The organism is Helicobacter cinaedi PAGU611 (assembly GCF_000284635.1).
In the GTDB taxonomy this organism is placed as follows: domain Bacteria; phylum Campylobacterota; class Campylobacteria; order Campylobacterales; family Helicobacteraceae; genus Helicobacter_C; species Helicobacter_C cinaedi.
In genome coordinates, this window is the sequence record NC_017761.1 from 505,517 (window position 1) to 526,855 (window position 21,339).

General features: G+C 39.4%; 29 protein-coding genes. 17 read left to right on the forward strand and 12 right to left on the reverse strand.

Features of this window, described 5'->3' with window-relative positions; translation table 11 throughout:
- Positions 1 to 6: 6 nt before the first annotated feature.
- Genes gmhA through HCN_RS02480 form a run of 4 tightly spaced genes read right to left on the reverse strand, consistent with a single transcriptional unit; the run spans position 7 to position 3,598 of the window.
- Positions 7 to 576, reverse strand: a complete 570-nt coding sequence (gmhA, locus tag HCN_RS02465; RefSeq protein WP_002957003.1) for a D-sedoheptulose 7-phosphate isomerase — start codon at positions 574 to 576, stop codon at positions 7 to 9.
- A gap of 3 nt (positions 577 to 579) precedes the next feature.
- On the reverse strand, positions 580 to 2,010 hold the full coding sequence (gene rfaE1, locus HCN_RS02470) for a D-glycero-beta-D-manno-heptose-7-phosphate kinase (RefSeq protein ID WP_014666447.1): 1,431 nt from the start codon (positions 2,008 to 2,010) through the stop codon (positions 580 to 582).
- A 10-nt stretch (positions 2,011 to 2,020) separates the two neighbouring features.
- Entirely contained in the window at positions 2,021 to 3,025 is a 1,005-nt protein-coding gene (rfaD, locus tag HCN_RS02475; RefSeq protein WP_002957001.1) for an ADP-glyceromanno-heptose 6-epimerase, read from the reverse strand.
- A 27-nt stretch (positions 3,026 to 3,052) separates the two neighbouring features.
- Positions 3,053 to 3,598, reverse strand: coding sequence for a D-glycero-alpha-D-manno-heptose-1,7-bisphosphate 7-phosphatase (locus HCN_RS02480; protein ID WP_002957000.1), 546 nt, complete (start codon positions 3,596 to 3,598; stop codon positions 3,053 to 3,055).
- 222 nt (positions 3,599 to 3,820) lie between these two features.
- On the opposite strand from HCN_RS02480, the gene HCN_RS02485 reads away from it, so the two are divergent.
- From HCN_RS02485 to HCN_RS02505, 8 genes are all read left to right on the forward strand, one after another.
- Positions 3,821 to 4,033, forward strand: a complete 213-nt coding sequence (locus HCN_RS02485) for a hypothetical protein (RefSeq protein WP_014666448.1) — start codon at positions 3,821 to 3,823, stop codon at positions 4,031 to 4,033.
- A 201-nt stretch (positions 4,034 to 4,234) separates the two neighbouring features.
- Positions 4,235 to 4,342, forward strand: coding sequence for a Plug domain-containing protein (locus tag HCN_RS12475; protein WP_220703538.1), 108 nt, complete (start codon positions 4,235 to 4,237; stop codon positions 4,340 to 4,342).
- A 42-nt stretch (positions 4,343 to 4,384) separates the two neighbouring features.
- Entirely contained in the window at positions 4,385 to 4,537 is a 153-nt protein-coding gene (locus HCN_RS11415) for a hypothetical protein (RefSeq protein ID WP_158309887.1), read from the forward strand.
- Entirely contained in the window at positions 4,507 to 5,133 is a 627-nt protein-coding gene (locus HCN_RS12345; RefSeq protein ID WP_268899031.1) for a TonB-dependent receptor domain-containing protein, read from the forward strand. Before HCN_RS11415 ends, HCN_RS12345 begins: the two co-directional genes overlap by 31 nt.
- Positions 5,123 to 5,854, forward strand: coding sequence for a TonB-dependent receptor domain-containing protein (locus tag HCN_RS12350; protein ID WP_014667524.1), 732 nt, complete (start codon positions 5,123 to 5,125; stop codon positions 5,852 to 5,854). Before HCN_RS12345 ends, HCN_RS12350 begins: the two co-directional genes overlap by 11 nt.
- A 189-nt stretch (positions 5,855 to 6,043) precedes the next feature.
- Positions 6,044 to 6,640, forward strand: coding sequence for a peroxiredoxin (locus tag HCN_RS02495; protein WP_002956997.1), 597 nt, complete (start codon positions 6,044 to 6,046; stop codon positions 6,638 to 6,640).
- Between the two features lie 328 nt (positions 6,641 to 6,968).
- On the forward strand, positions 6,969 to 7,358 hold the full coding sequence (locus HCN_RS02500; protein WP_014666449.1) for a DUF485 domain-containing protein: 390 nt from the start codon (positions 6,969 to 6,971) through the stop codon (positions 7,356 to 7,358).
- Positions 7,355 to 9,013: a cation acetate symporter gene (locus HCN_RS02505; RefSeq protein ID WP_014666450.1), complete on the forward strand. Its 1,659-nt coding sequence runs from the start codon at positions 7,355 to 7,357 to the stop codon at positions 9,011 to 9,013. The genes HCN_RS02500 and HCN_RS02505 overlap by 4 nt, the downstream gene beginning before the upstream one ends.
- A 130-nt stretch (positions 9,014 to 9,143) precedes the next feature.
- Here HCN_RS02505 and HCN_RS02510 read toward each other — a convergent pair whose 3' ends face one another.
- The gene (locus HCN_RS02510) at positions 9,144 to 9,329 is read right to left on the reverse strand and encodes a hypothetical protein (RefSeq protein WP_014666451.1); all 186 of its coding nucleotides are present in this window, start codon (positions 9,327 to 9,329) and stop codon (positions 9,144 to 9,146) included.
- A gap of 181 nt (positions 9,330 to 9,510) precedes the next feature.
- Positions 9,511 to 11,487: an excinuclease ABC subunit UvrB gene (gene uvrB, locus HCN_RS02515; RefSeq protein ID WP_014666452.1), complete on the reverse strand. Its 1,977-nt coding sequence runs from the start codon at positions 11,485 to 11,487 to the stop codon at positions 9,511 to 9,513.
- 67 nt (positions 11,488 to 11,554) lie between these two features.
- On the opposite strand from uvrB, the gene HCN_RS02520 reads away from it, so the two are divergent.
- Genes HCN_RS02520 through acpS form a run of 6 tightly spaced genes read left to right on the forward strand, consistent with a single transcriptional unit; the run spans position 11,555 to position 15,712 of the window.
- Positions 11,555 to 11,857 (forward strand): hypothetical protein, encoded by a 303-nt coding sequence (locus HCN_RS02520; protein ID WP_014666453.1) that lies wholly within the window; start codon positions 11,555 to 11,557, stop codon positions 11,855 to 11,857.
- Positions 11,857 to 12,123, forward strand: coding sequence for a hypothetical protein (locus HCN_RS02525; protein WP_002956992.1), 267 nt, complete (start codon positions 11,857 to 11,859; stop codon positions 12,121 to 12,123). The genes HCN_RS02520 and HCN_RS02525 overlap by 1 nt, the downstream gene beginning before the upstream one ends.
- A 29-nt stretch (positions 12,124 to 12,152) precedes the next feature.
- Positions 12,153 to 14,066, forward strand: a complete 1,914-nt coding sequence (locus HCN_RS02530) for a primosomal protein N' (RefSeq protein ID WP_014666454.1) — start codon at positions 12,153 to 12,155, stop codon at positions 14,064 to 14,066.
- A gap of 10 nt (positions 14,067 to 14,076) precedes the next feature.
- Entirely contained in the window at positions 14,077 to 14,736 is a 660-nt protein-coding gene (gene rsmD, locus HCN_RS02535; RefSeq protein WP_014666455.1) for a 16S rRNA (guanine(966)-N(2))-methyltransferase RsmD, read from the forward strand.
- 1 nt (position 14,737) lies between these two features.
- On the forward strand, positions 14,738 to 15,328 hold the full coding sequence (gene fliL, locus HCN_RS02540) for a flagellar basal body-associated protein FliL (RefSeq protein WP_002956989.1): 591 nt from the start codon (positions 14,738 to 14,740) through the stop codon (positions 15,326 to 15,328).
- Between the two features lie 3 nt (positions 15,329 to 15,331).
- The gene (acpS, locus tag HCN_RS02545; protein ID WP_014666456.1) at positions 15,332 to 15,712 is read left to right on the forward strand and encodes a holo-ACP synthase; all 381 of its coding nucleotides are present in this window, start codon (positions 15,332 to 15,334) and stop codon (positions 15,710 to 15,712) included.
- Positions 15,713 to 15,825: 113 nt separating this feature from the next.
- Here acpS and rsfS read toward each other — a convergent pair whose 3' ends face one another.
- From rsfS to nikR, 3 genes are read right to left on the reverse strand one after another with little or no spacing between them, the layout of a single operon-like run.
- Positions 15,826 to 16,200: a ribosome silencing factor gene (gene rsfS, locus HCN_RS02550; protein WP_002956987.1), complete on the reverse strand. Its 375-nt coding sequence runs from the start codon at positions 16,198 to 16,200 to the stop codon at positions 15,826 to 15,828.
- 34 nt (positions 16,201 to 16,234) lie between these two features.
- Entirely contained in the window at positions 16,235 to 16,888 is a 654-nt protein-coding gene (nadD, locus tag HCN_RS02555; protein ID WP_002956986.1) for a nicotinate (nicotinamide) nucleotide adenylyltransferase, read from the reverse strand.
- 8 nt (positions 16,889 to 16,896) lie between these two features.
- Entirely contained in the window at positions 16,897 to 17,328 is a 432-nt protein-coding gene (gene nikR, locus HCN_RS02560) for a nickel-responsive transcriptional regulator NikR (RefSeq protein ID WP_002956985.1), read from the reverse strand.
- A 225-nt stretch (positions 17,329 to 17,553) separates the two neighbouring features.
- Between nikR and exbB the strand changes: the two genes are divergently transcribed.
- From exbB to HCN_RS02575, 3 genes are read left to right on the forward strand one after another with little or no spacing between them, the layout of a single operon-like run.
- Positions 17,554 to 17,982: a TonB-system energizer ExbB gene (gene exbB, locus HCN_RS02565; protein ID WP_002956984.1), complete on the forward strand. Its 429-nt coding sequence runs from the start codon at positions 17,554 to 17,556 to the stop codon at positions 17,980 to 17,982.
- Between the two features lie 3 nt (positions 17,983 to 17,985).
- A complete protein-coding gene (exbD, locus tag HCN_RS02570) occupies positions 17,986 to 18,366 on the forward strand; it encodes a TonB system transport protein ExbD (RefSeq protein WP_014666457.1) in 381 nt (126 codons plus the stop codon).
- Positions 18,332 to 19,027, forward strand: a complete 696-nt coding sequence (locus HCN_RS02575; RefSeq protein WP_014666458.1) for an energy transducer TonB — start codon at positions 18,332 to 18,334, stop codon at positions 19,025 to 19,027. Before exbD ends, HCN_RS02575 begins: the two co-directional genes overlap by 35 nt.
- Before the next feature lie 184 nt (positions 19,028 to 19,211).
- On the opposite strand, the gene HCN_RS02580 is transcribed toward HCN_RS02575, so the two are convergent.
- Genes HCN_RS02580 through HCN_RS02590 form a run of 3 tightly spaced genes read right to left on the reverse strand, consistent with a single transcriptional unit; the run spans position 19,212 to position 21,264 of the window.
- Positions 19,212 to 19,952 (reverse strand): amino acid ABC transporter ATP-binding protein, encoded by a 741-nt coding sequence (locus HCN_RS02580; RefSeq protein ID WP_014666459.1) that lies wholly within the window; start codon positions 19,950 to 19,952, stop codon positions 19,212 to 19,214.
- A complete protein-coding gene (locus HCN_RS02585; protein ID WP_014666460.1) occupies positions 19,949 to 20,605 on the reverse strand; it encodes an amino acid ABC transporter permease in 657 nt (218 codons plus the stop codon). The genes HCN_RS02580 and HCN_RS02585 overlap by 4 nt, the downstream gene beginning before the upstream one ends.
- Complete coding sequence (locus HCN_RS02590) at positions 20,605 to 21,264, reverse strand: amino acid ABC transporter permease (RefSeq protein WP_014666461.1); 660 nt, start codon at positions 21,262 to 21,264, stop codon at positions 20,605 to 20,607. Before HCN_RS02590 ends, HCN_RS02585 begins: the two co-directional genes overlap by 1 nt.
- Positions 21,265 to 21,339: the final 75 nt, after the last annotated feature.

The following is a 21,339-nucleotide window of genomic DNA, read 5'->3' on the forward strand; positions in this document are numbered from 1 at the left end:
TAATCTTTACTTTTCTAGGCAGTTTTTTTCAATAATATCGCACAAAATATGTATCACAAGTATGTGTAGCTCTTGGATTCTAGGTGTGTCATTATCTGGCATAACAAGATTTATATCACTCACTTGGTTTAATGCCCCACCATCTCTTCCGCTCAAACCCACTACCATTGCTCCTAAACTTTTTGCGACTTTTGCGGCATTTAGGACATTAGCGGAGTTTCCGCTTGTGGAGATTCCAAAAAGCACATCGCCACTTTTGGCTAAAGCCTCCACCTGCCGAGAGAAAACAAACTCAAAGCCATAGTCGTTGCCAATGGCAGTAAGGGCGGAGGTATCTACACTTAGAGCAATAGCACTTAAGCCTTTGCGTTCTTTTTTGTATCTGCCGGTGAGTTCAGCGGCGAAATGCTGTGCGTCAGCGGCACTTCCGCCATTGCCACAGATGAGAATCTTATTGCCTTTATCAAGGGCACTTGTTAAGATTTTAGCGACTTTTTCTATTTCCTCTGTGAGAGAGAAAATCTTATTCACACTTTGGATATGGGCGTGAAATTCAGATTCTATAAATGCTTTCATATTTTACTCCTTTTTTTGTAGAGATTCTATAATATTTGTCGTGGAATACCCCTCTACAAAGTCTATCAGCACGACTTCCTTAGCATACTCCCTACCTACAACTTCTTTATTGTGATAATCCCCACCTTTGACAAGCACATCGGGTTTCAAGGCTTTAATGAGTTCTAGGGGCGTATCTTGAGAAAAGCTCACTACATAATCCACACATTCTAACGCACAGAGCATAAACGCACGATTTTCTAGGTTATTAATGGGGCGAGTTTTGCCCTTAAGACGGCGGATAGAATCATCGCTATTTAGCCCCACAATCAGCATATCGCCCTGCATTCTAGCTTTGTTAAGATAGGTGATATGCCCTTTATGGAGAATGTCAAAACAGCCATTTGTGAAAACAACCCTGCTTTGCTTAAGCCCCTTGAGTAAAGACATAAGGGCTTCTTGTGCGATGAATTTAGATTCTATATTATGCAAATGAGAAGGCTCAGCGTTAAGGTATTGTAGAATCTCACTATGTGTAGCCACAGCACTACCGACTTTGCCTACAACCACAGCTGCAGCGATATTGGCAAACTCACAAGCCTTTACAATATCACAGCCACTGCTTAAAGCAAAGCCAAGTGCGGCAATAACGGTATCTCCAGCTCCGGTAACATCATAGACTTCTTTAGCTTTTGTGGGGATTTGATGTAATGTGTTATTTTCAAAGATTCCAATGCCATCTTCGCTTAAGGTGATAAGTGAAATATCAAGGTTGCATTCATTTTTGAGCTTCATACCCGCTTGAATAAGAGAATCTTTATCCGTGATATTAATGCCCGTGGCGAGTTGAGCCTCTTTTTTATTTGGTGTGAGCAGTGTCGCACCGCTATACTTGCTGTAATCTACTCCTTTTGGATCACATAGCACAAGTTTGCTCTTATTTTTAGCATAAGTAATGATAAATTGCGTGAGTTCAGCAATTAAAAGCCCCTTGTTATAATCACTCACAATCACGCAATCCACTATATCTAGCACAGCGTGGATTCTCTGCATAATGTTTTCTTGTATTGTAGAATCTATGGGTTTTTTACTCTCCCTATCCACACGCAACACCTGCTGATTGCCAATGACAATGCGGGTTTTTTTAGTCGTGGGGCGGGAAGTATCCACAAAAAGATGAGAAATATCAACGCCCATAGATTCTAGCCTATCCCCAAGCCAAGTGCCAGAATCATCACTGCCAATCACACCACACACAAACACTTCAGCATTCAACGCCACAAGATTATGCACAACATTGCACGCCCCGCCTAAACGATTGCTCTCATTTTTGACTTCCACAACCTGCACGGGGGCTTCAGGCGATATACGCTCACAATCCCCCCATACATAGTGATCTATCATCAAATCCCCAACAACGAGAATCTTTGGACTTTTTGTCTCAAGGTTAAACATTTTCCACACCCTATTTGTGAGCTTTGTTAGCAAAAATGTTTTTAATCTCTTGTAGATATCGCTCTATGCCAGATTCAAGATTAAAATGTGGCGTGTAGGATAAATCCTGCTGTGTTTGCGTGATGTCCGCTTCTGTGTGTGTTTGAAAAAAACTATAAGGATTATCAAAATACTCTACTTCAAAGTCCCCAAGCCCAGCTTTGAGAGTAGCAACAATGTCATTAAAGCTTCGTGCTTTTCCACTGCCGACATTGTAGATTCCGCCATTTTGGGCTTCTATGGCTTTGACATTGGCTTGAATCACATCTTCTATATACACAAAATCCCTTTTTTGCTCTCCGTGCTTAAATAATCGCACTTTTTTATGCTCTAGGGCTTGTAGTCCAAGCTGAAGTATCATAGAAGCCGTTTTACCTTTATAAAACTCCCTTTCCCCATAGACATTAAAATATCGCAACCCGATGATGTGGCGGTGCGACTCATTTTGAAGGATTTTTCTTACACTTTCGTCCATACAAAGCTTAGAATATCCATATACATTTTCTGGATTTTCACCCTGTCCTACGATGTTTGGTGCGGGGGAGTTGCCATAAGTCCCTGCTGAAGAGGCATAAATCATAATAGCTTCACAATCTTTAGCAATCTCAAGGAGGTTTAAAAATGCTTCGTGGTTTGTTTTCATCACAAGCTCTTGATTGAGAACGGTGGTATCAGAAATAGCCGCTTGATGATAGATAATGTCAAAATCATACGCCCTTAGCTTTTCTAAATCCTTAGCATTGTTAATATCGCCTACAATCACATTGCCCTTAAAACCGATGAGATTTTTAAAATGCCCTAGAGAAGTTGGATTCCCACTTGGGAAAAGCTCATCATTGCGGAATTTATCAAAGACAAAAACTTGGGCTTGTGGGTGGTGCTTTTGAAAATAAAATGCAAGATTGCTCCCGATAAATCCCGCCCCACCGGTAATAAGAATCTTTTTATCCGCTAAATCATCATAAATGTATTTCATTGCCTACTCCTTGAAAATGTTTTTGCCTTATGGTTTGGTGGCTTGTATTATACTATGGAGTTGGTGCAAAGTGCTAATTTTTTGTAGATTTTTGATGTTGTGTTGGCTAGATTCAGTATTTTTTTCATCTTTTTGTAGCAAAAATTTACCCCAAATACCCGCATTCTCCGCACATTGCATATCTGTGATATTATCGCCTACAAAAAACGACTGCTTTAAATCAATCTCAAAATCTTTTAACGCAGCCTTTACCATACCGATATTTGGCTTTCTACACTCGCAGTTTTGGCTTGGCAGATGTGGGCAGTGGTAGATTCTATCAAAACAGAATCCTAGCTTATGTGTGAGCGTATCTTGCATATATTGGTGTAAAATAAAAAGCTCTTCTTGCGTATAGTAGCCTCGTGCAATGCCGGATTGATTTGTCATTACTAGCAACAAATAGTTTTGCTTTTTAAGCGTGGCTAAAAGCTCAAAAAGCCCATTGCAAAAGACAAAATCCTCTTTTTTATACACATAGCCCAAATCTTCATTAATCACACCATCTCTATCAAAAAACGCACATTTTTGCATAAGATTCCTTTTGATATTATCTGTAAAGGGTAAAACTATTTCTCATATGTCTTATAACAAAGAAAAATTAATTGTCATAAAGGCGTGATAGATTAAAGGTAGTAGAATATTGTTTTGCTTTGCAAAATCTTTTATTTTACCTTGTTTTATTAGAATCTCATCTTTATTGGGAATGTGGAGTGAGATGTTGGGTGGCTTGAAATGGCAGATAAGGGGTGGAGAATGAGTGTGAAAAGGCGTTTTTGGCAAGTCTGCATTTGTGTAAATATGCTAAGTGTGGGCTATGCTGATACTCTAATCAGCGAGAATCCCTTGCCTGCTACTCAAGCTCACGCAGATTCATCTCATACTTTGCAAGATTCTAAAGCTTATCCTGCTAGAGAGAGAAAACTGCCCCCTTCAGTTGTGGTTGCTTTGCAAAGAGATGTATTGTAAAATCCCACTCATCTGTCTTGGCAAGGTAGGGATACGCCCTTGCATAGTGGTGATGTGGCAAAGTCTATGTTGCAGATTCCAGCTTTTTCAATGACACGCAAGGGTGGTGGTGGCAGTGAAATCGCCTTTCGCGCTCAAGGTGCTTGAAGACTGCCTATTTTTCTTAATGGTGGGAATCTAAGCGGTGCGTGTGGCGGGAGAATGGATACAACTATCACTTATGTTTTCCCTGAAAACTATAATCGTATTAGCATTTTAAAAGGTTCTCAAGATGTGCGGTATGGGGTGCTATTGATCGTGATATTTTAAGGCTTAGTAAATCGCAATTTACCTTTGATGGCAGTGCGTTGTATGGGAGTTTTGGAAGATTTGATGCAAATGCAAATGTGTTGGCTGGGGGCAAATATGGCTAGATTCAAGCAATCTACTCGCATTATGAATCTAGGGACTATCGCTCCGGGGATAATAAGGTGGTGCATTCTGCCTATAATAGAGAATCTGTAAGCCTTATAGGCACACTCACACCAACGCAAAATACAGCCTTGGAGCTAGATATTGATTTGGGGCGTGGAAATGCCTCGTATGCTGATAGGGCAATGGACGCAAGGACTTTTGATAGAATCTCATATAATCTTGCGTATAAGCAGCACATTAGCGATACTTTTGATAGTCTTGAAGTGCGGCTGTGGCGGAATGAGATTGATCATATTATGGATAATTTTTCATATCGGCAAGTTGTGGATAATAAATATAATGTCAGCAACCCTAAACGCACAAATACCGGTGGGAGAGTGGAGGGAAAATTTTACTTTGGAAATGCGTGGGAACTCTATGTGGGTGGGAACTATAACCACGACTTTCACGCTTCGCGTATGCTAAGAGACAGCCCAAGCAAGAATGAGGCAAATGCAGTTTTAAATCAAGCTTACAAGCCAAACTTTACCTTTCAAACGCTGGGTATTTTCGCACAAGGGCAGTATATGCCTGAATCTAGTCATAGCATAGCCTTTGGGGCAAGATATGATACGCTCTCCACCTTGCAACACAGCACAGATAAAGAGGTGCAAAATCACCTTGGTAGCGGTTTTTTTGCGGTATGAGAAGTATTTTGATACGCTGACATTATATAGTGGCGTGGGTGTAGCCCAAAGGGGTGCGGACTTTTGGGAGCGGAGCAAGGGTGGGGGTATGGAGCTAAAGCCAGAGACAAATTCGCAGCTTGATATGGGGCTTGTGTATCAAGTGGATAGCTTTAATGCTAAGGCTTCGGCATTTATGTCGCATATTGTGGATTATATTGTGCTACATTATGGAAGTGCGACAAATGCGTTTAATACAAATGTGTTTTTGGGCGGTGGGGAGCTTGAGGCAGAATATATCGCGTGGAAAAGCTTACATTTTTATGGCTCACTTGCCTACATTTATGCGGAGAATCTAAAAAATGTAGTAGGATTTAAAGTTGGCTCACCACTGCCACAGATTCCACCATTACAAGGGCAACTTTCAGCTTTTTACGATAATGGTGGGTGGCTTTTGCGTTTGGATATGATTGCTAATGCGGCACAGCACCGCTATATGCTTGATTATGGTAGTGTGGTTGGCAAGGATTTAGGCAGGATGCAGGGCTTTGTAACTTTGAATCTTTATGGTGGCTATAAACGCAAATATTTTATGCTACTTGCTGGTGTGGATAATCTCACAAATACGCTTTATGCCTATCATCTCTCTAAAAATGGCGTAGGTATAGGTGACATAGCCCCAACAACGAGAATCTACGAGCCGGGCAGGAGCTACTGGGCGAAGGTTAGGATTTGTTTTTAAGATTTATATTTTAGATTCTATAAAATGGCTTGAAAAGGCTAGATTCTAGCTTTTGGGGTGAAAAATATGTGAAAAACAAAAGAATCTAAAAGAAATAAATTATCATTTAGGATTGAGTTACTTGCATAAAATACAATTACGCCTATGATAATAGATTTATTATCAATATTTTTTCTTAAGGAGTTTGATATGTTAGTTACAAAACCGGCACCGGATTTTACGGCTGAGGCAATTAAGGCAGATGGGACATTTGAAGACAGCTTCAATTTGTATAACAATATCGGCAAAAATGGTGCCGTAGTGTTTTTCTGGCCAAAGGACTTTACATTTGTGTGTCCAAGCGAGGTTATTGCATTTGATAAACGCGTGAAAGACTTTGCAGAGCGTGGTGTAAGTGTGATTGGCGTTTCTATTGATTCTAAAGAAGTGCATTTTGCGTGGAGAAATGTGCCTGTCAATGAAGGTGGGATTGGCGCAGTGAGCTTCCCTATGGTATCAGATTTGACAAAGCAAATCTCACGCGATTATGATGTGCTATTTAATGGTGCGGTTGCACTTCGCGGGAGCTTTTTGATTGATAAAAATAAAGTTGTTCGCCACGCTGTGATTAATGACCTGCCACTTGGACGCAATGTTGATGAAATGATTCGTATGGTTGATGCTATGCTGTTTGTTGAAGAACACGGCGAAGTATGCCCAGCGGGCTGGAATAAAGGCGATGAAGGTATGAAAGCTGACGCTAAAGGTGTGGCAGACTACCTAAGCAAACACGCTAACAAGCTTTAATCTTTTTTCTCGTTTCTCTAAGCCTGACTTTTTGTAGGCTTGGGGATTTTCTGCTAGATTCTTTTTGTTTTCTCTTTTTTGTATTTTCATAGGATTTTGTGCATTTGCAGTAGCTTCTTTTTTGCTTACATATTTTCAACTTACTTTTATATTTTTAGCTTAAAAATATATTAAAATATAGTGTTATGTTACTTTTTTACCATTTAAAAATGAGTTGGTATAAATTATTTTTAGTTACATATATTTTATTGTAGCATAGGAGTATGTTACTTTTAGTATCTATATAAGTGGCATAAATATACAAAAATACACAAAAAGGAGGAGAGTTATGAAACTATCTCAAAATCAGCTAAAAGCCATTATTAGATTTAAGAATTTTGTTTCTAAACGAAACAAAATTTCTTTAGTGCTTTCATTGGTAATACTCGCTTGTTACTATATTTTTATTCTAGGTGTAGGACTTGCTCCTGAAGTGCTTGGTTATCGTTTGGGACCTAGCTCAATTACGCTTGGAATTATTGTAGGAGTCTTTTTGATTGTTTTGTCTGTTGTGGCGACAGGGCTTTACACTTTTTTGGCAAATTCATATTTTGATAAAGATCAAGATGAGATTTTGCGTGAGTTAGAAGAAAGTGATGTGATAAAGCCTCTTCAAAATGGTGAGATTGATTATAAAAATTTTACAGAATCTAGCATAGCAAAGGGAGGTGGAGAATGAAAAATGCAAAACTTTTGGTTGCAGGGTTAGGCTTATTAGCAGGTGGCTCTGCATTTGGTGCGGCTTTTGATGCAGGTGGTGCAAAGGCAGATGTGAATCCGGTTGCTATCGGTATGTTTTTAGCCTTTGTTTTGGCAACATTATTTATTACCTATTTATCTAATAAAAAGAGTCAATCCGCAAGCGGTTTCTACACTGCTGGTGGCAATATTACAGGTATGCAAAATGGTATTGCGATTGCTGGGGATTATATGAGTGCTGCGAGTTTTTTGGGTATTACAGCGTTAGTTTTTACAAATGGATTTGATGGGCTAATCTACTCTATTGGATTTTTGGTTGGGTGGCCTATTATATTGTTTCTAATCGCTGAAAAGTTCCGCAATCTTGGGAAATTTACCTTCGCTGATATTACCGCATATCGCCTTGATGCAAAGCCTATCCGCGTTATCTCTGCCATTTCAGCATTAAGCGTGATTGTATTTTACCTTATCGCTCAAATGGTTGGAGCAGGGCAGCTCATACAAGTGCTTTTTGGACTTCCTTATGGCATTGCTGTGATTTTAGTTGGGATTTTGATGATTTGCTATGTTGTCTTTGGCGGAATGCACGCGACAACTTGGGTGCAAATCATCAAGGCTGTGCTGCTTTTGGCAGGGGCTAGTTTTATGGCGATTATGGTGTTGTATTTGACAAAATTTGATCTTACTTATTATTTTTCACAAGCCATTTCTCATCACCCAAAAGGTGAAGCGATTATGTCGCCGGGTGCGTTTTTGCCCGATACGATTTCTGCCCTTTCACTTGGACTTGCTTTGATGTTTGGGACAGCAGGATTGCCACATATTTTAATGCGATTTTTCACGGTGAAAGACGCAAAAGAGGCTAGAAAATCAGTGTTCTACGCCACAGGGCTTATTGGGTATTTTTATATCCTTACCTTTATCATCGGCTTTGGGGCTATCGCTTTGCTTTATGGGAATCCTGAATTTACAAAGCCCGATGGCTCTTATAGTGGTGTGGCAAATATGGTAGCAATCAGCTTGGCTGAAGTGCTTGGTGGCAATGTCTTTTTAGGCTTTATTTCAGCGGTGGCATTTGCTACGATTTTAGCGGTAGTCTCGGGTCTTGCGATTTCTGGGGCTGGGGCTATAAGCCACGACTTGTTTGTGAATGTCTGCAAAGATGGCAAATGCGATTCTAAATTAGAGATGAGAGTAACAAAAGGTGCGACTATATTCTTAGGGGTTTTAGCTATCGCGTTAGGATTCTTGTTTGAAAAGCAAAATATCGCCTTTATGGTGGGACTTGCGTTTGCGATTGCTGCGAGTGTGAATTTCCCTATTTTGTTGCTTTCAATCTATTGGAAAAATCTTACAACTCAAGGTGCGTTTTGGGGTGGGCTGATAGGACTTGTTGTAGTGCTGACACTTGTTGTTTTAAGTCCTAGCATTTGGGTGAAAAGCTTTGGCTTTGAAGTGGCTATTTTCCCTTATGATCATCCGGCAATTTTTACAATGCCTTTGACTTTTATAGCAATTTTTATTATCTCTAAGCTTGATGGCTCTAAACGAGCGGAGATTGATAGAAGTGGCTTTGAATCTCAAGACTTCCGCGCTCAAAGCGGTGTCGGTGCAAGTGAAGCGGTGTCTCACTAATTCTTGCAATCCACTTTAAAGGTGGATTGCAGATTCTAAAAGCTCCTTTGAAAAATGGGAGATTTAGAGACTTTCCTTGTTTTCTTTCTTATCAAGTTTAGCATTAAGATTTATAAGCTGCTGATGAATATCAATAATGAAAAAGTAAGTAAAAAGCTAAGATGACTAGCAATACTCCGGCAATGATAGCCATTAAACCACCTAAAACATTATTGGGCGATAGAAAACTTATGCCGTAAAGAACAGCACCAACAAGACTTAGCACATAGCATAGCTTGACGATAAAATTTCCCACAGATATGGTAAATTGAAACATTGTTTCTCCTTAAAATGCAATTTGTCCTTGTTATACAAGACATCGCATTATAAAAAAATGTAGGCATAAGCCTATAAAGTGAAGAGCGTTTTTTTTTTTTTTTGATTTGTATCATTTTGCTACAAAGTCATAATGTTTTGCAGGATAAAGATTCAAAAAAAAGCCTTTTTCATTTAAGCTTTTACATCTTGCGGATTTTAGCTATCTCATCGCGGATTCTAGCTGCTTCTTCAAACTCCAATGCCTTAGCGGCTTGCTGCATTTTAAGCGTTAAGTCTTTAATGATTGAATCTCGCTCTGATTTTGGAATCTTTTTATTTCCTTTTTCATAGAGCCGTGATAAGCCACTAGATTCTATTTTTAGCTCACTTTCAAGCCCCCTTTGCACGGACTTTGGCGTGATATTATGCTCCTTATTAAATGCTTCTTGTTTGGCTCGGCGATAGTCTGTAATATCAAACGCCCTTTGCATAGAGCCTGTAATTTTTTTAGCATATAAAATCACCTTGCCATTGACATTCCTAGCCGCCCTCCCCATTGTTTGAATAAGGCTTGTCTCACTGCGTAAGAATCCTTCTTTATCCGCATCCATTATGGCTATTAGGCTAACTTCCGGTAAATCCAGCCCCTCACGCAAAAGGTTAATGCCAATTAGCACATCAAATTCCCCTAATCGCAGCGAACGGATAAGATGATTTCGCTCAATGGCGTCAATATCACTATGCATATACCGCACCTTGATTCCAAGCTCCCCATAATATTTGCTTAACTCTTCTGCCATTTTTTTAGTCAGTGTGGTGATAAGCACTCGTTCATTATTTTCCACCCTTAGTTTTATCTCATCGTATAAATCGAGCACTTGATTATCACTATCTCGCACTTCATACAGCGGATCTAAAAGCCCTGTTGGGCGGATAATCTGCTCGGCAATATGGCTTTGACTAAGCTCTAACTCTAGCTTTGCAGGGGTGGCAGAGACAAAAAGAAAATGCGGGGCTTTATTGATAAACTCATCAAAACGCAAAGGGCGATTATCTAACGCACTAGGTAGGCGGAAGCCATATTCCACAAGCACTTCCTTGCGGCTTCTATCCCCCGCATACATTCCACCAAATTGCGGCAAACTCACGTGAGATTCATCAACGATAATAAGATATGGCTTTCCTTTTTGCTCAAAATAATCTAGCAAGGAATAAGGCGTCTCGCCCGGGGCTTTGCCTGTGAGATGTCTAGCGTAGTTTTCAATCCCCTTGCAGATTCCAGATTCTCTAATCATTTCTAAATCAAACTCCGTGCGTCCTTTTAAACGCTGATATTCTATTTGCTTATTTTCTAGCTCAAATTCTTGCAAACGCATTTCAAGTTCAGATTCTATATTTTGCAGGGCAAGTTGCAATCGCTTTTCACTTACGATAAATTGATTTGCCGCATACAGCACAAAGCTTTTTAGCCACGCTAGATTCTGCCTTTCCAACGCATCAAAAGCCCCAATGCGTTCAATCTCATCGCCAAAAAACTCAATACGGATAAACTCATTTTCATTATACGCAGGGAATATATCCACCACTTCACCATTTACACGGAAATTCCCCCGCTCAAAAATGCTGTCATTTCTCGTATAGCCCATATTGACAAGCTTTAGAAGCAAGGCTTTTTGCGTGTAGCTCTGCCCCACTTCTAGCTTTTCTATCATTGTTAAGTATTCTTGCGGGTTGCCTAGCCCATAGTTTGCCGACACTGAAGCTACCACAATCACATCATCATAGGCTAGAAGTGAAGTCGTGGCTGAAAGTCTTAAGCGTTCTAAATCTTCATTGATACTAGAATCCTTTTCTATAAACAAATCTCGGCGTGGGATATACGCCTCTGGCTGGTAGTAATCAAAGTGGCTGATAAAATACTCCACCTTGTTTTTTGGAAAAAATCCCTTAAATTCGCTGTAAAGCTGGGCGGCTAGGGTTTTATTATGCGTCATAATGAGAGTTGGGAGATTGAGCTTGGCAATGATATTTGCCATCGTGTAGGTTTTCCCACTGCCTGTAACGCCAACAAGTGTGGAATACTTCGCTCCATTAAGAATAGAATCTGTGATTTTTGTAATGGCTTGGGGCTGATCTCCTGCTGGAGCATATTGGGATTCTAGGATAAATTTTGCCATTTTTTCCGCACTCCTTGAAATTTTTGTGTTAGAATTATACTTCATTTTCACAATTAAAGGATTGGCAATGAGTAGTGTTATGGAAAAACTCTCCCAAAAAATAGAAGAAATGCTCTCCAAAATTACATCACAACGACAAGAAATAGAATCTTTACAGCTTGAGATTGCCTCACTCAAGGCACAAAACGAGGCAAAAGACACGCAAATTTCAAATCTTTATGAAGAGATTGCAAATAAAGATAGGGGTTTTGAAGATCTTTTTGCAAAAATTGATGAGGGGTTGCACGGCGAAAGCAGTAGCCCTACAAATCAGCAAACAAGCTTTTTTAGCGATGAAGCTTTAGATTCAAATAATAACCAAGGGCTATAATGGCACAAGAAAGCCTAGAAATAGCCCTAAATGGCAAACGCTATACCATTTCGCTTGATCCATTATGCGATGAGGTAAGAGCAGAGCTTAAGACGCTTTTTATGCAAGAGGTTGAGCCGCTCACCCTTTTAAAACTCTACATTACAAAAGCCCAAGAATACGCTCTTATTTGCAAATCCCTTGAAAATTTGTATAAATCCCTTGAAAGTGCGGATAATCTCCCGCAACAGAGCGTGCAAATTGAAGCATTGGGAAATATGCTTTAATGATATGCCCCTAAGCTTAAAGGTGAAGTTTGTATTATTACCTTATTGCCCCACTTGGCTTAAAATCCCCCGTTTTGACTTATGGCAGTGAAACGCAATGTGTGAAAGATGAGCTATGCTCTATCAATGTGCGAAATAAAGAGTGTTTGGGCGTTGTATTAGAATCTACACCCACCCCCACATTTAAATGTAAGATTCTAGAAAAAACGCATTTAAGATTTTTGCCCCATCAAAAAATGTTAGCTGAATTTATTATGCAGTATTATTGCGTGAGTTTAAGTCTCTCTTACTCGCTTTTCACGCCTTTTGATGAATCTTTGTGTGTTGCAAAAGATAAAGGGAATGAAGATTCTAAAGTGGATATTGTCCCACAAGTGAAGCTCAATCTCACACAAAATGACGCTTTGCATTTTTTACAAACACATACAAATCCTTTGCTTTTTGGCGATACAGGCAGTGGGAAAACAGAAATTTACATTCATCTTATCGCTCAAACGCTAAATGAGAATAAAAATGCCCTTTTTCTTATGCCAGAGATTGCCCTAACTCCACAGATAGAATCCCGTCTTAGGGCAGTATTTGGCGATATGGTGGGGATTTGGCATAGCAAAATTACAAAAGCACAAAAGAAAAAGTTTTTAGATAAGCTTCATAATGGCGATATACGCGTGATTGCTGGGGCTAGAAGTGCGTTTTTCCTGCCTGTTAAGAATCTTGGGCTGGTGATTGTAGATGAAGAACACGATGATGCGTATAAATCCCAAAGTGTGCCACATTATAATACGCGGGATTTAGCGTTGTATCTTGGAAAACAAAGTGAGATGAAAGTTGTTTTAGGCTCGGCTACGCCAAGCGTGTCAAGCTACTTTTATGCTACAAAGCAAAAGAGTTTATATCGTTTGAAAGGGCAGTATTTTGGCTCTAAAAAGCATATTAAGATTCTAAGTGATACAAATGCCAACTCTGCAAATGATACAGAATCTGCCTTGTTGCCCACAGAAATGATAGAAAAAATCCGCCAAAAGCTTGAGAAAAAAGAGCAAGTGATTGTATTTTTACCCACTCGCGCACATTACAAAATGCTTGTGTGTCAAACTTGTGGCAGTGGGGTGGAATGTGCGTTTTGCTCAGTCAATATGTCTTTGCACCTTGATAAAAATGCACTGATGTGTCATTACTGCCATTGGAGCAGGGCTATCCCTAGGGCTTGTCCGCAATGTGGGAGTGAAAATCTTAACTCTTTTCGCATAGGCACGGCACAAGTGGCTAATTTTTTACAAAGAGTTTTTGCGGATTCTAAAGTTGCTCTTTTTGATAGGGATAATATCACAACGCACAAAAGGCTCAAAGATACGCTAAAAGCCTTTAATGCCGGGGAGATTGACATTCTTGTTGGCACACAAATGCTAAGCAAGGGACACGATTACCATAATGTGAATTTGGCGGTGGTGCTAGGCATTGACTATGTGTTAAAAAGTGCGGATTATCGCTGTAATGAGCGGGCATCAAGTCTGCTATATCAAATCGCTGGGAGAGCTGGGCGGAAGTATGATGGGGAAGTGTGGATTGAGAGTGCAAATGGGGCATTTTTGGAGCAGTTTTTGGGGGATTATGAAGATTTTTTACATTTTGAGCTTAGTTCTCGCCCTAAGATTTATCCGCCATTTGTGCGGTTAGCGACTTTGACTTTTATGGATAGAAGCGAAAAAAAGGCGTTAGAGAATCTAGCAAAGGTGCGAAACTTATTGCAGGAGTATCCATTGGGGCAGGTAGAGATTGTGGGGGATTGCAAGGCGTTACTTGAGCGATTGTATGATAAATATCGCTTTGTGCTACTTGTGCGAAGTGCTTCTACGCGTGAATTGCTAGGGCTTTTGCATTATGTGCGTTTGCAAGCGGAAAATCTCTGCGAGATTGAGATTGATCCTTTGAATATCATATAAGGCGGCGGATATGGCAAAAGCACTAAGTGTAAAGGCACAAATGATAAAAACAAAGGGGGCAAATGATAAACAGCCAAGATTCTATATACAATCGGGAGTCTTAAAGCATTTAAAGCTGATATGGAATGCTAAATCTTCTACACGCCCAACAAAATCCATTGTAAAAGAATCTTTTTTTAATACAATGAAAAGTGAGATTGTAGATTGTGTGTTTATTGAGGGATTTGGGGGCTGTGGGTCTATGGGGATTGAGGCACTTTCACTTGGGGCGAGTGAAGCGGTATTTTATGAAATAGACACAGAGGCATATAAAATTTTATGCCAGAATCTTGCTAATGCTAAAAATGCAGCACAAAAGCTAGGAAAGATATTAAAATTTTCTACCTTTAATGCCGATTTTTTCAGCACCGATATTTTTACACAAGGCTTTATTCATACGCAAAAAGTCATCTTGTATTTGGACCCGCCTTTTTGCATACGGCAGGGAATGCAGGACATATATGAGCGACTTTTTGCGTTGGTTGGGAATCTTAAGCCTTGTGGGGTGCGGTTTATTGTTTTTGAGCATTTGAGTGGGTATAATATGCCGGAGATGTTGGGCGTGTATATACGGTATAAAATGCGAAGTTTTGGCAAAAGCACTCTAACTTATTATATTGCAAAGGATTAAAATGGCAGAAGAAGAAAAAGCAGCCCCACAGAGCGGGGGAGAGAAAAAAAGCAAAGCAATTTTGTTTGTGGTGATTGGCATTGTTGTGGTGCTACTGATTTTGGTTGGTATTGTGGTGTTTATGCTTATGGGTGGAGATGATGAGGGAGAAAAAAAGCAAGAGAACACCCCACAGGTGAAAACTCAAGCTACCCAACCCTCACAAAAAGCAGCACAAATTATTGTAGGCAATACAATCTCTGTGCGGAGTGTAGATAAGCTTCAGCCCGGTCTTATTTACCCAGCGGAAGGTCCTATTCCTTTTACTGTGAATCTTATGACACAAACAGGCAAAAGATACCTTAAAACAAGTATGCAATTTGAGCTTGATAAAGATGAGGCAAAGGCTATGGCGACAAAAGCCGAGCTTGATAATAAGATGCCGATGATTAAAGATGTTGTGAATGAGATTCTCTCATCTAAGTCTATTGAAGATGTGGCAACGACAAAGGGTAAAAGTCGCGTAAAAGATGAGATTGTCAAACGCATTAACGAATTTTTGATGGACGGCAAGGTGTTTGATGTATTTTTTGTTGAATTTGTGGTGAGCTAGGGATTGCTAGGGATTGATATTGTTAGCATAGAGCGTATGCAAAGGCTAGTAGAGCGTTTTGGTATAAAGGGGCTTAGGCGGTTTTTGTCTGCCGATGAGATAAAGCTTTGCTACAAAGATTCTAGCAAGGCTTTTAATATTTCTCGCATAGCGGGGTTTTGGGCGGCAAAGGAGGCTTGTGCTAAGGCACTAGGCGTTGGAATCTGCAAAGAGCTTAGTTTTTTAGATATGACTATTAGTAAGGATTCTAAAAATGCACCGCTTATGAATCTTACTCAAAGTAAAATGCGTGAATTTGGCATAGATGAGATAGCCCTAAGTATCAGCCACGATGGAGGATTTGCCATCGCTGCGGTGCTGTGTAAAAGATGTGAAAAAGCATAGAATCTTAAAAAAGATTCTAATAAATTTGTGTTGTAATCAAAGCGACATAAACTCTTAGTCTCAACAAGCAAAACTCGTTAAATCAAAACTTGTTAAATAATGTGGATAAATACTTAAGATTCTAGCCTTGCTTTATCATTTATTATCGTGTTTAAAAACTCTTCAAGGTTAAATCTCTTGCGATGATTTGGCGTAAAAATATGAATCATAATATCCCCCAAATCCGCAATAAGCCAATCATCACTCTCTTCTTCTGTGGCATAAAATATCTCGCCCTGTGGCTTTAGCTCCGTTTTCAAATGATCTAGCAAAGCAAAGGAATGCCGTCCTATCATCGCACTCACAATCACAACCTTATCTACAATATAATCCCTCCCGCTTAAATCAAAAATCTCAATATCCTCCCCCTTTTTATCCTCTAAAAGCGTTTGGATATGCTGCAATCTTTCACTGATTGTTAGCTGTGTTTTGATGGAATCTGTCTGCAAGTTTGCTCCTTTAAAATGACTTAAAAAGGCGATATTATAGCTTAAAATGTGCGTGGATAAAAGGAAAAATTTCTTGTGGTAACATTTTTAGTGCTTTGTTAATCTCGCCCTTGTGTAGAAGCTCTCGCACTTTGCTTGATGAAATAGCGTTAAAATGCGAAAGATTGATACTTGTTCGCATCTTTGGCGTAAGATTCTGCGGGTGGGTTATAGTGCTAGTTTCTCGCTTCACAACAATAAACTCCACAAGTTCGCATAAAGATTGTGAATTTTTCCATAAATGCAGGGTTTCAAAACTATCGCTGCCTAGAACAAAACAAAGTTTTGCTTGTGGGCTAGAATTTGGCTGATTAGAATCTAAAAAGCTAGAAATTTGCTTTTGTAAAGTGCGAATGCTTGTGATCGTGTGTATTGGGCGATTTTGCCTTATCTCATAATCACTGATTGTAGTCTTATCTCCACTTATTTGGGCTAGAATCTCACACATTTTAAGGCGTTCATTTGGGCTAAAAAGGGATTTTGATTTGAGCGGATTTTGGTAGTTTGGCAAAAGAATAGTGCGAATACAAAAGGGATTATTATTTAGGATTTTTAGAATCTCCAAATGTGCCAAATGCGGCGGGTCAAAGCTCCCACCATAAATGGCGATAAAATATGTAGAATCTTGTTTGAGATTGCTTGTATCCATAGTCTAGCTTACTCAAAGCGACTTGCACGCGTGAGCTTAGAGAATTTCACACCTTTTAGTCCGCCAATTTCAATGCTAAGATTCTCAATATTTTTGCCCTCCCCACGCAGAATGATTGTCTCAAGACAGTTGTGATGATCTAAATGAATGTGGGTATTGCAGAGAATCTCAACATTCCCATTATGCGTGTTTATGTGCTGAATGTCAATCATACGCTGATTAAGTTCGCGTTGATGATGATCGTAGATAATAGTTAGAACAGCCACGCCCTGTGTGCTTTCGTCTCCATTACTCCATACTTCTTCATTGAGCTTTTCTCGTATCATATCTCTAACAAGCTCTGAACGCGATGAATAGCCCTTGTGCGTGAGCTTTTCATCAAGAGTGTCTAAGAGATTTTGCGGTAGAGATACGCTAAAGCGGATAATGTTTTGCTTCATTTTTGCTTCCTTATGTCTTAGTGTGTTCTTGTGTGAAAAAGCATAAATGCCTATATTGTAGCATAGATTGCCAAAAACTATAAGGCATAGAAGTGTGAAATTTAAGTGGATTTAAAAGGAAGTGTAAAGTTATTTTAAGAATGATTTTTATAATATGCTAAGGCTAAAAAAATGATGAAGATTCATATTTTTTGACTGATTAAGGTATATTGTGGGAGCAGGATAATGGACATTTTGAAAGATTATATAGATCATATTATTTTTGTGATTTTGGGTCTTATGAGCTTTGTGGCGGTGTGGCTAAGCTGTGAGCGAGTGATATTTTATGCAAAAATCAATGTGGGTGAATACACTGATGAAAATGTGCTAGAAGAGGCATTGAGCAAGAATCTCACCGCATTGTATATCATTTACTCCAATGCACCTTATGTGGGGCTTTTGGGAACGGTTGTTGGGATAATGATAACTTTTTATGATATGGGAATGAGTGGGGGAATGGACGCTCAAAGCATTATGGTGGGGCTATCTACGGCGTTAAAGGCGACGGCTCTAGGGCTTGTTGTAGCCATTCCTACTTTGATTGTGTATAACTGCTTTGTGCGTAAAATGGATATTTTGCTTAATCGCTATAAGTTTTTGAAAAAACAAGGCTAGAAAATGAGAATCCCAAAAAAAGATGGCTTAAATATCGTCCCTTTCATTGATGTGATGCTCGTGCTTTTAGCTATTGTGCTAAGTGTCTCTACTTTCATCGCGCAAGGGCAGATTAAAGTAGAGCTACCCTATGCTAGTCAAAATGAGCAAAAACAAGATGAAAAGCCTGTCATCATCGCTATTGATGATAAGAATGTGATATATTTTGATGATAAGCAAATAGAGATAGAATCTTTAAAAGAGCAGATTGCAAAGATTGATAATAAGACACTCATTCAGCTCAAAAGTGATAAGGATTCTAAATTTGAGACTTTTATACAAATTGTGGATATTTTAAAGGAGAAAGGGCATGAAAACTTCGGCATTTCAACAAAATCCAAATAAAAATGCTACAAAATCAAGTCTTTTTACACCTGCTTTTTTAGGTTTTGCTATAAGTTTTGTGCTTCATATCGGGCTTGTTGTGTGGCTTTTTGGTGTGTTTCACAATGTGGAGTTGCAGCAAAATGGCGATAATATCACAACAATTGCCCTAGCGACATTTCAAGCCCCTTCAAATCAAGAAAATGTGGAAAAGCCAAAGCCTACACCTACGCGACAACATAAAAAGCAGATTCAAAAAGAGCAAGTCAAAAAGCAGGGCAAACTTGCCAAGCAAGAAGAGCTAAGCCCCCCACCAACCCCAGCTCCAAAGGCAAAGCCTGATGAAAAGGCAGAAGAGGGCGAGATTATCCAAACGCTTTCGTATAGAAATGGTGATGAAGATGAGACTTTTTCTCAAATCAAACGCGCCATTGATCGCAAAAATAAATATCCAAATATGGCAAGAAAGCGAGGCTTAGAAGGGGAGGTGATAGTGGAGTTTGTGATATATAAAGATGGTAAGGTGGCTAATATCCGCATTATTAAGCCTTGTCCGCACGATCCTTTTAATGTCGCTGCGATGAATGCTATCAAAAAAGCACAAAGGGATTTCCCAAGGTTAAGTGTAACGACAAAAATAGAGTTGCCTATTGTGTATGAGCTAAAGACTGATAGAATTTAATGCGAGATTTGTTTAAGAGCAGCAAATAGGCTTGGGAGCGTGGGTAAGAAGTTGTTTTAAGAATCTAAACTTTGTGAGCGTGGGCTTGTGAGTGTAGCAAAATAGAATCTTATTGCCTAGATTCTAGTCTTGCTATTTGTTAATATTTTTAAATCCACTTCTTTACATAAAAGTTAAAAAGCCTTTAAAGTTCAAAGACATTTAAAAATCGTTTTGCCCTTTGGGTTGTGGGATTTGTGAAAAATACTTCTGGGCTACTCTCTTCTGCGAGTTTGCCCTCATCAAAAAAGCAGATTCTATCCGCCACCTTTTTAGCAAATCGCATTTCGTGCGTTACAATAAGCATAGTCATTCCCTCTTTAGCAAGTTCCAAAATCACTTCAAGCACTTCTTTTACCATCTCTGGATCAAGTGATGCGGTAACTTCATCAAAAAGCATAATTTCAGGATTCATACATAATGCACGCACAATGGCTACGCGTTGCTTCTGTCCTCCGCTTAGCTCTTTTGGTGAAGCATACATTTTTTGGGCTAATCCCACGCGTTCTAAAAGCTTTGTGGCTTGGGCTACAACCTCCTTTTTCTCACGCTTTTGCACCTTGAGCGGTCCTAGTAAAATATTATCCATTACGCTCATATGTGGAAAAAGATCGTAACTTTGAAACACCATACCTATGCGTTGGCGGATAGCACTCCACTTTGCTTTTTTGTGATTGAGTAGTGTGCCATTTAATAGAATCTCTCCACTTTGGATAGATTCTAGTCCGTTAATGCAACGCAAAAAGGTGCTTTTGCCACAGCCACTTGCTCCTAAAATTACTACCACTTCGCCCTTTTTGACTTGCATAGAGATGTCGTTCAATACAAAATGACTGCCATCATAAGTCTTTTTTAAATGTCGTATGTCAAGTAAGATTTCACTCATTGATATTTTTTCTCCAAGATTCTACTAAGATAAGAAAGCGGATAGCACAAAAGAAAATATGTCGCAAAGATTCCGCCATATACCCAAAAACTTGCATTTGTTTGGGATTTATTCAGTTCAATTATCTGCTGTCCCACTTGTAATAAATCTGCCGCTCCAATTAGGGCTACAAGTGAAGTTGTCTTAATCATACGGGTTGAGAGGGAAACAATTGAGGGGAGTAATCTTTGCAGGGCTTGAGGGAATATGATATAGAGCATAATCTGCCACTGCTGCAGTCCTAATGCCTTGCCACTTTCCACTTGGTGCTTTGGCAATGAGGTGATAGCCCCCCTTACCAAATCGCCAACTTCTGCTATACCCCATAAACTAAAAACAATAATGGCACTTTGAAAGGCACTTAGGCTTATATCAAAATATTGCGAGATTCCAAAAAAGACAATAAAAAGCCACGCCAAAATGGGAATAATGCGAATGCACTCAAGGTAGAATCTGCATAAACTTACAATAATAAGATTCTTACAAGCCATAATAAAGCCAAGCACAAGCCCACCAAGTGTGGAAAAGATAATGGATATAAGGGCGATTTCCAAAGTAAGTGTTGCCCCTTGTAATAAACGCATAAAATTTGAACCTATGAAAAAAATCTCCATTACAGCACCCTTTTTTTATAGGACTTTTCAAGTAGTGAAAACACAAATGACAAAGGCAAAAGCACCACAAGATAGCTTAAGATAAGCATTAAAAGGGCTTCATTTGTTTTGTAGTAGTTTGTGATAATATCTTTGGTTACAAACATCACATCAGCAAGGGCGATGACGCCTACAACTGAAGTTTCTTTGAGTAGAAAAATGACATTTGCACCAATTGAGGGCAGGGCAACGCCAAGGGATTGAGGCAAGATTACATATCGCATCATTTGAAATGAGTTTAACCCTATGCTTTGGGCAGATTCAATTTGGGATTTGCTCATAGATTCTAAGCCGGTGCGAAAACTCTCACACATATAGCCCCCACCTAAAAATGCCAAGCCTGTAATCGCACAAACATATTCACTAAGCGAAATGCCCATAACCCCGTGCAATCCATAGTAGAGAAAAAAGAGCTGTATAAGCAAGGGCGTGTTTCTCGCCACTTCCACATAGGCATTAACAAGATACCGCACAAAAGGGACTTTTAAAAACAAAATCCACGCACAGATAAAGCCAATAAGAAGTGAAAGCAAAATGCCAAAAAATGAAATATAAAGTGTCAAAGAGAGAGCTTTAGCAAATATCGGCACACATTGCTGCATAAACTGAAAATCAAGCATTTATTTTATCCCTTGTGTCAAAACGCGTTCATTATAAAAGTGCTAATTATATAAGGAATTGTTAAATTTTACACG

Excerpts from the sequence above, each read along its gene's own strand:
- rfaD (WP_002957001.1), bottom strand. The coding sequence starts at position 3,025 with ATGAAATACATTTATGATGATTTAGCGGATAAAAAGATTCTTATTACC.
- nadD (WP_002956986.1), bottom strand. The coding sequence starts at position 16,888 with ATGGATACAAGCAATCTCAAACAAGATTCTACATATTTTATCGCCATT.
- HCN_RS02575 (WP_014666458.1), top strand. The coding sequence starts at position 18,332 with ATGAAAACTTCGGCATTTCAACAAAATCCAAATAAAAATGCTACAAAA.
- uvrB (WP_014666452.1), bottom strand. The coding sequence starts at position 11,487 with ATGGCAAAATTTATCCTAGAATCCCAATATGCTCCAGCAGGAGATCAG.
- fliL (WP_002956989.1), top strand. The coding sequence starts at position 14,738 with ATGGCAGAAGAAGAAAAAGCAGCCCCACAGAGCGGGGGAGAGAAAAAA.
- HCN_RS02520 (WP_014666453.1), top strand. The coding sequence starts at position 11,555 with ATGAGTAGTGTTATGGAAAAACTCTCCCAAAAAATAGAAGAAATGCTC.
- exbD (WP_014666457.1), top strand. The coding sequence starts at position 17,986 with ATGAGAATCCCAAAAAAAGATGGCTTAAATATCGTCCCTTTCATTGAT.
- HCN_RS02585 (WP_014666460.1), bottom strand. The coding sequence starts at position 20,605 with ATGGAGATTTTTTTCATAGGTTCAAATTTTATGCGTTTATTACAAGGG.
- exbB (WP_002956984.1), top strand. The coding sequence starts at position 17,554 with ATGGACATTTTGAAAGATTATATAGATCATATTATTTTTGTGATTTTG.
- HCN_RS02590 (WP_014666461.1), bottom strand. The coding sequence starts at position 21,264 with ATGCTTGATTTTCAGTTTATGCAGCAATGTGTGCCGATATTTGCTAAA.
- gmhA (WP_002957003.1), bottom strand. The coding sequence starts at position 576 with ATGAAAGCATTTATAGAATCTGAATTTCACGCCCATATCCAAAGTGTG.
- HCN_RS02495 (WP_002956997.1), top strand. The coding sequence starts at position 6,044 with ATGTTAGTTACAAAACCGGCACCGGATTTTACGGCTGAGGCAATTAAG.
- HCN_RS02480 (WP_002957000.1), bottom strand. The coding sequence starts at position 3,598 with ATGCAAAAATGTGCGTTTTTTGATAGAGATGGTGTGATTAATGAAGAT.
- HCN_RS02505 (WP_014666450.1), top strand. The coding sequence starts at position 7,355 with ATGAAAAATGCAAAACTTTTGGTTGCAGGGTTAGGCTTATTAGCAGGT.
- HCN_RS02485 (WP_014666448.1), top strand. The coding sequence starts at position 3,821 with ATGAGTGTGAAAAGGCGTTTTTGGCAAGTCTGCATTTGTGTAAATATG.
- HCN_RS02500 (WP_014666449.1), top strand. The coding sequence starts at position 6,969 with ATGAAACTATCTCAAAATCAGCTAAAAGCCATTATTAGATTTAAGAAT.
- HCN_RS02580 (WP_014666459.1), bottom strand. The coding sequence starts at position 19,952 with ATGAGTGAAATCTTACTTGACATACGACATTTAAAAAAGACTTATGAT.
- nikR (WP_002956985.1), bottom strand. The coding sequence starts at position 17,328 with ATGAAGCAAAACATTATCCGCTTTAGCGTATCTCTACCGCAAAATCTC.
- HCN_RS12475 (WP_220703538.1), top strand. The coding sequence starts at position 4,235 with ATGGATACAACTATCACTTATGTTTTCCCTGAAAACTATAATCGTATT.
- HCN_RS02510 (WP_014666451.1), bottom strand. The coding sequence starts at position 9,329 with ATGTTTCAATTTACCATATCTGTGGGAAATTTTATCGTCAAGCTATGC.
- HCN_RS02525 (WP_002956992.1), top strand. The coding sequence starts at position 11,857 with ATGGCACAAGAAAGCCTAGAAATAGCCCTAAATGGCAAACGCTATACC.
- rsmD (WP_014666455.1), top strand. The coding sequence starts at position 14,077 with ATGGCAAAAGCACTAAGTGTAAAGGCACAAATGATAAAAACAAAGGGG.
- HCN_RS11415 (WP_158309887.1), top strand. The coding sequence starts at position 4,385 with ATGGGAGTTTTGGAAGATTTGATGCAAATGCAAATGTGTTGGCTGGGG.
- rfaE1 (WP_014666447.1), bottom strand. The coding sequence starts at position 2,010 with ATGTTTAACCTTGAGACAAAAAGTCCAAAGATTCTCGTTGTTGGGGAT.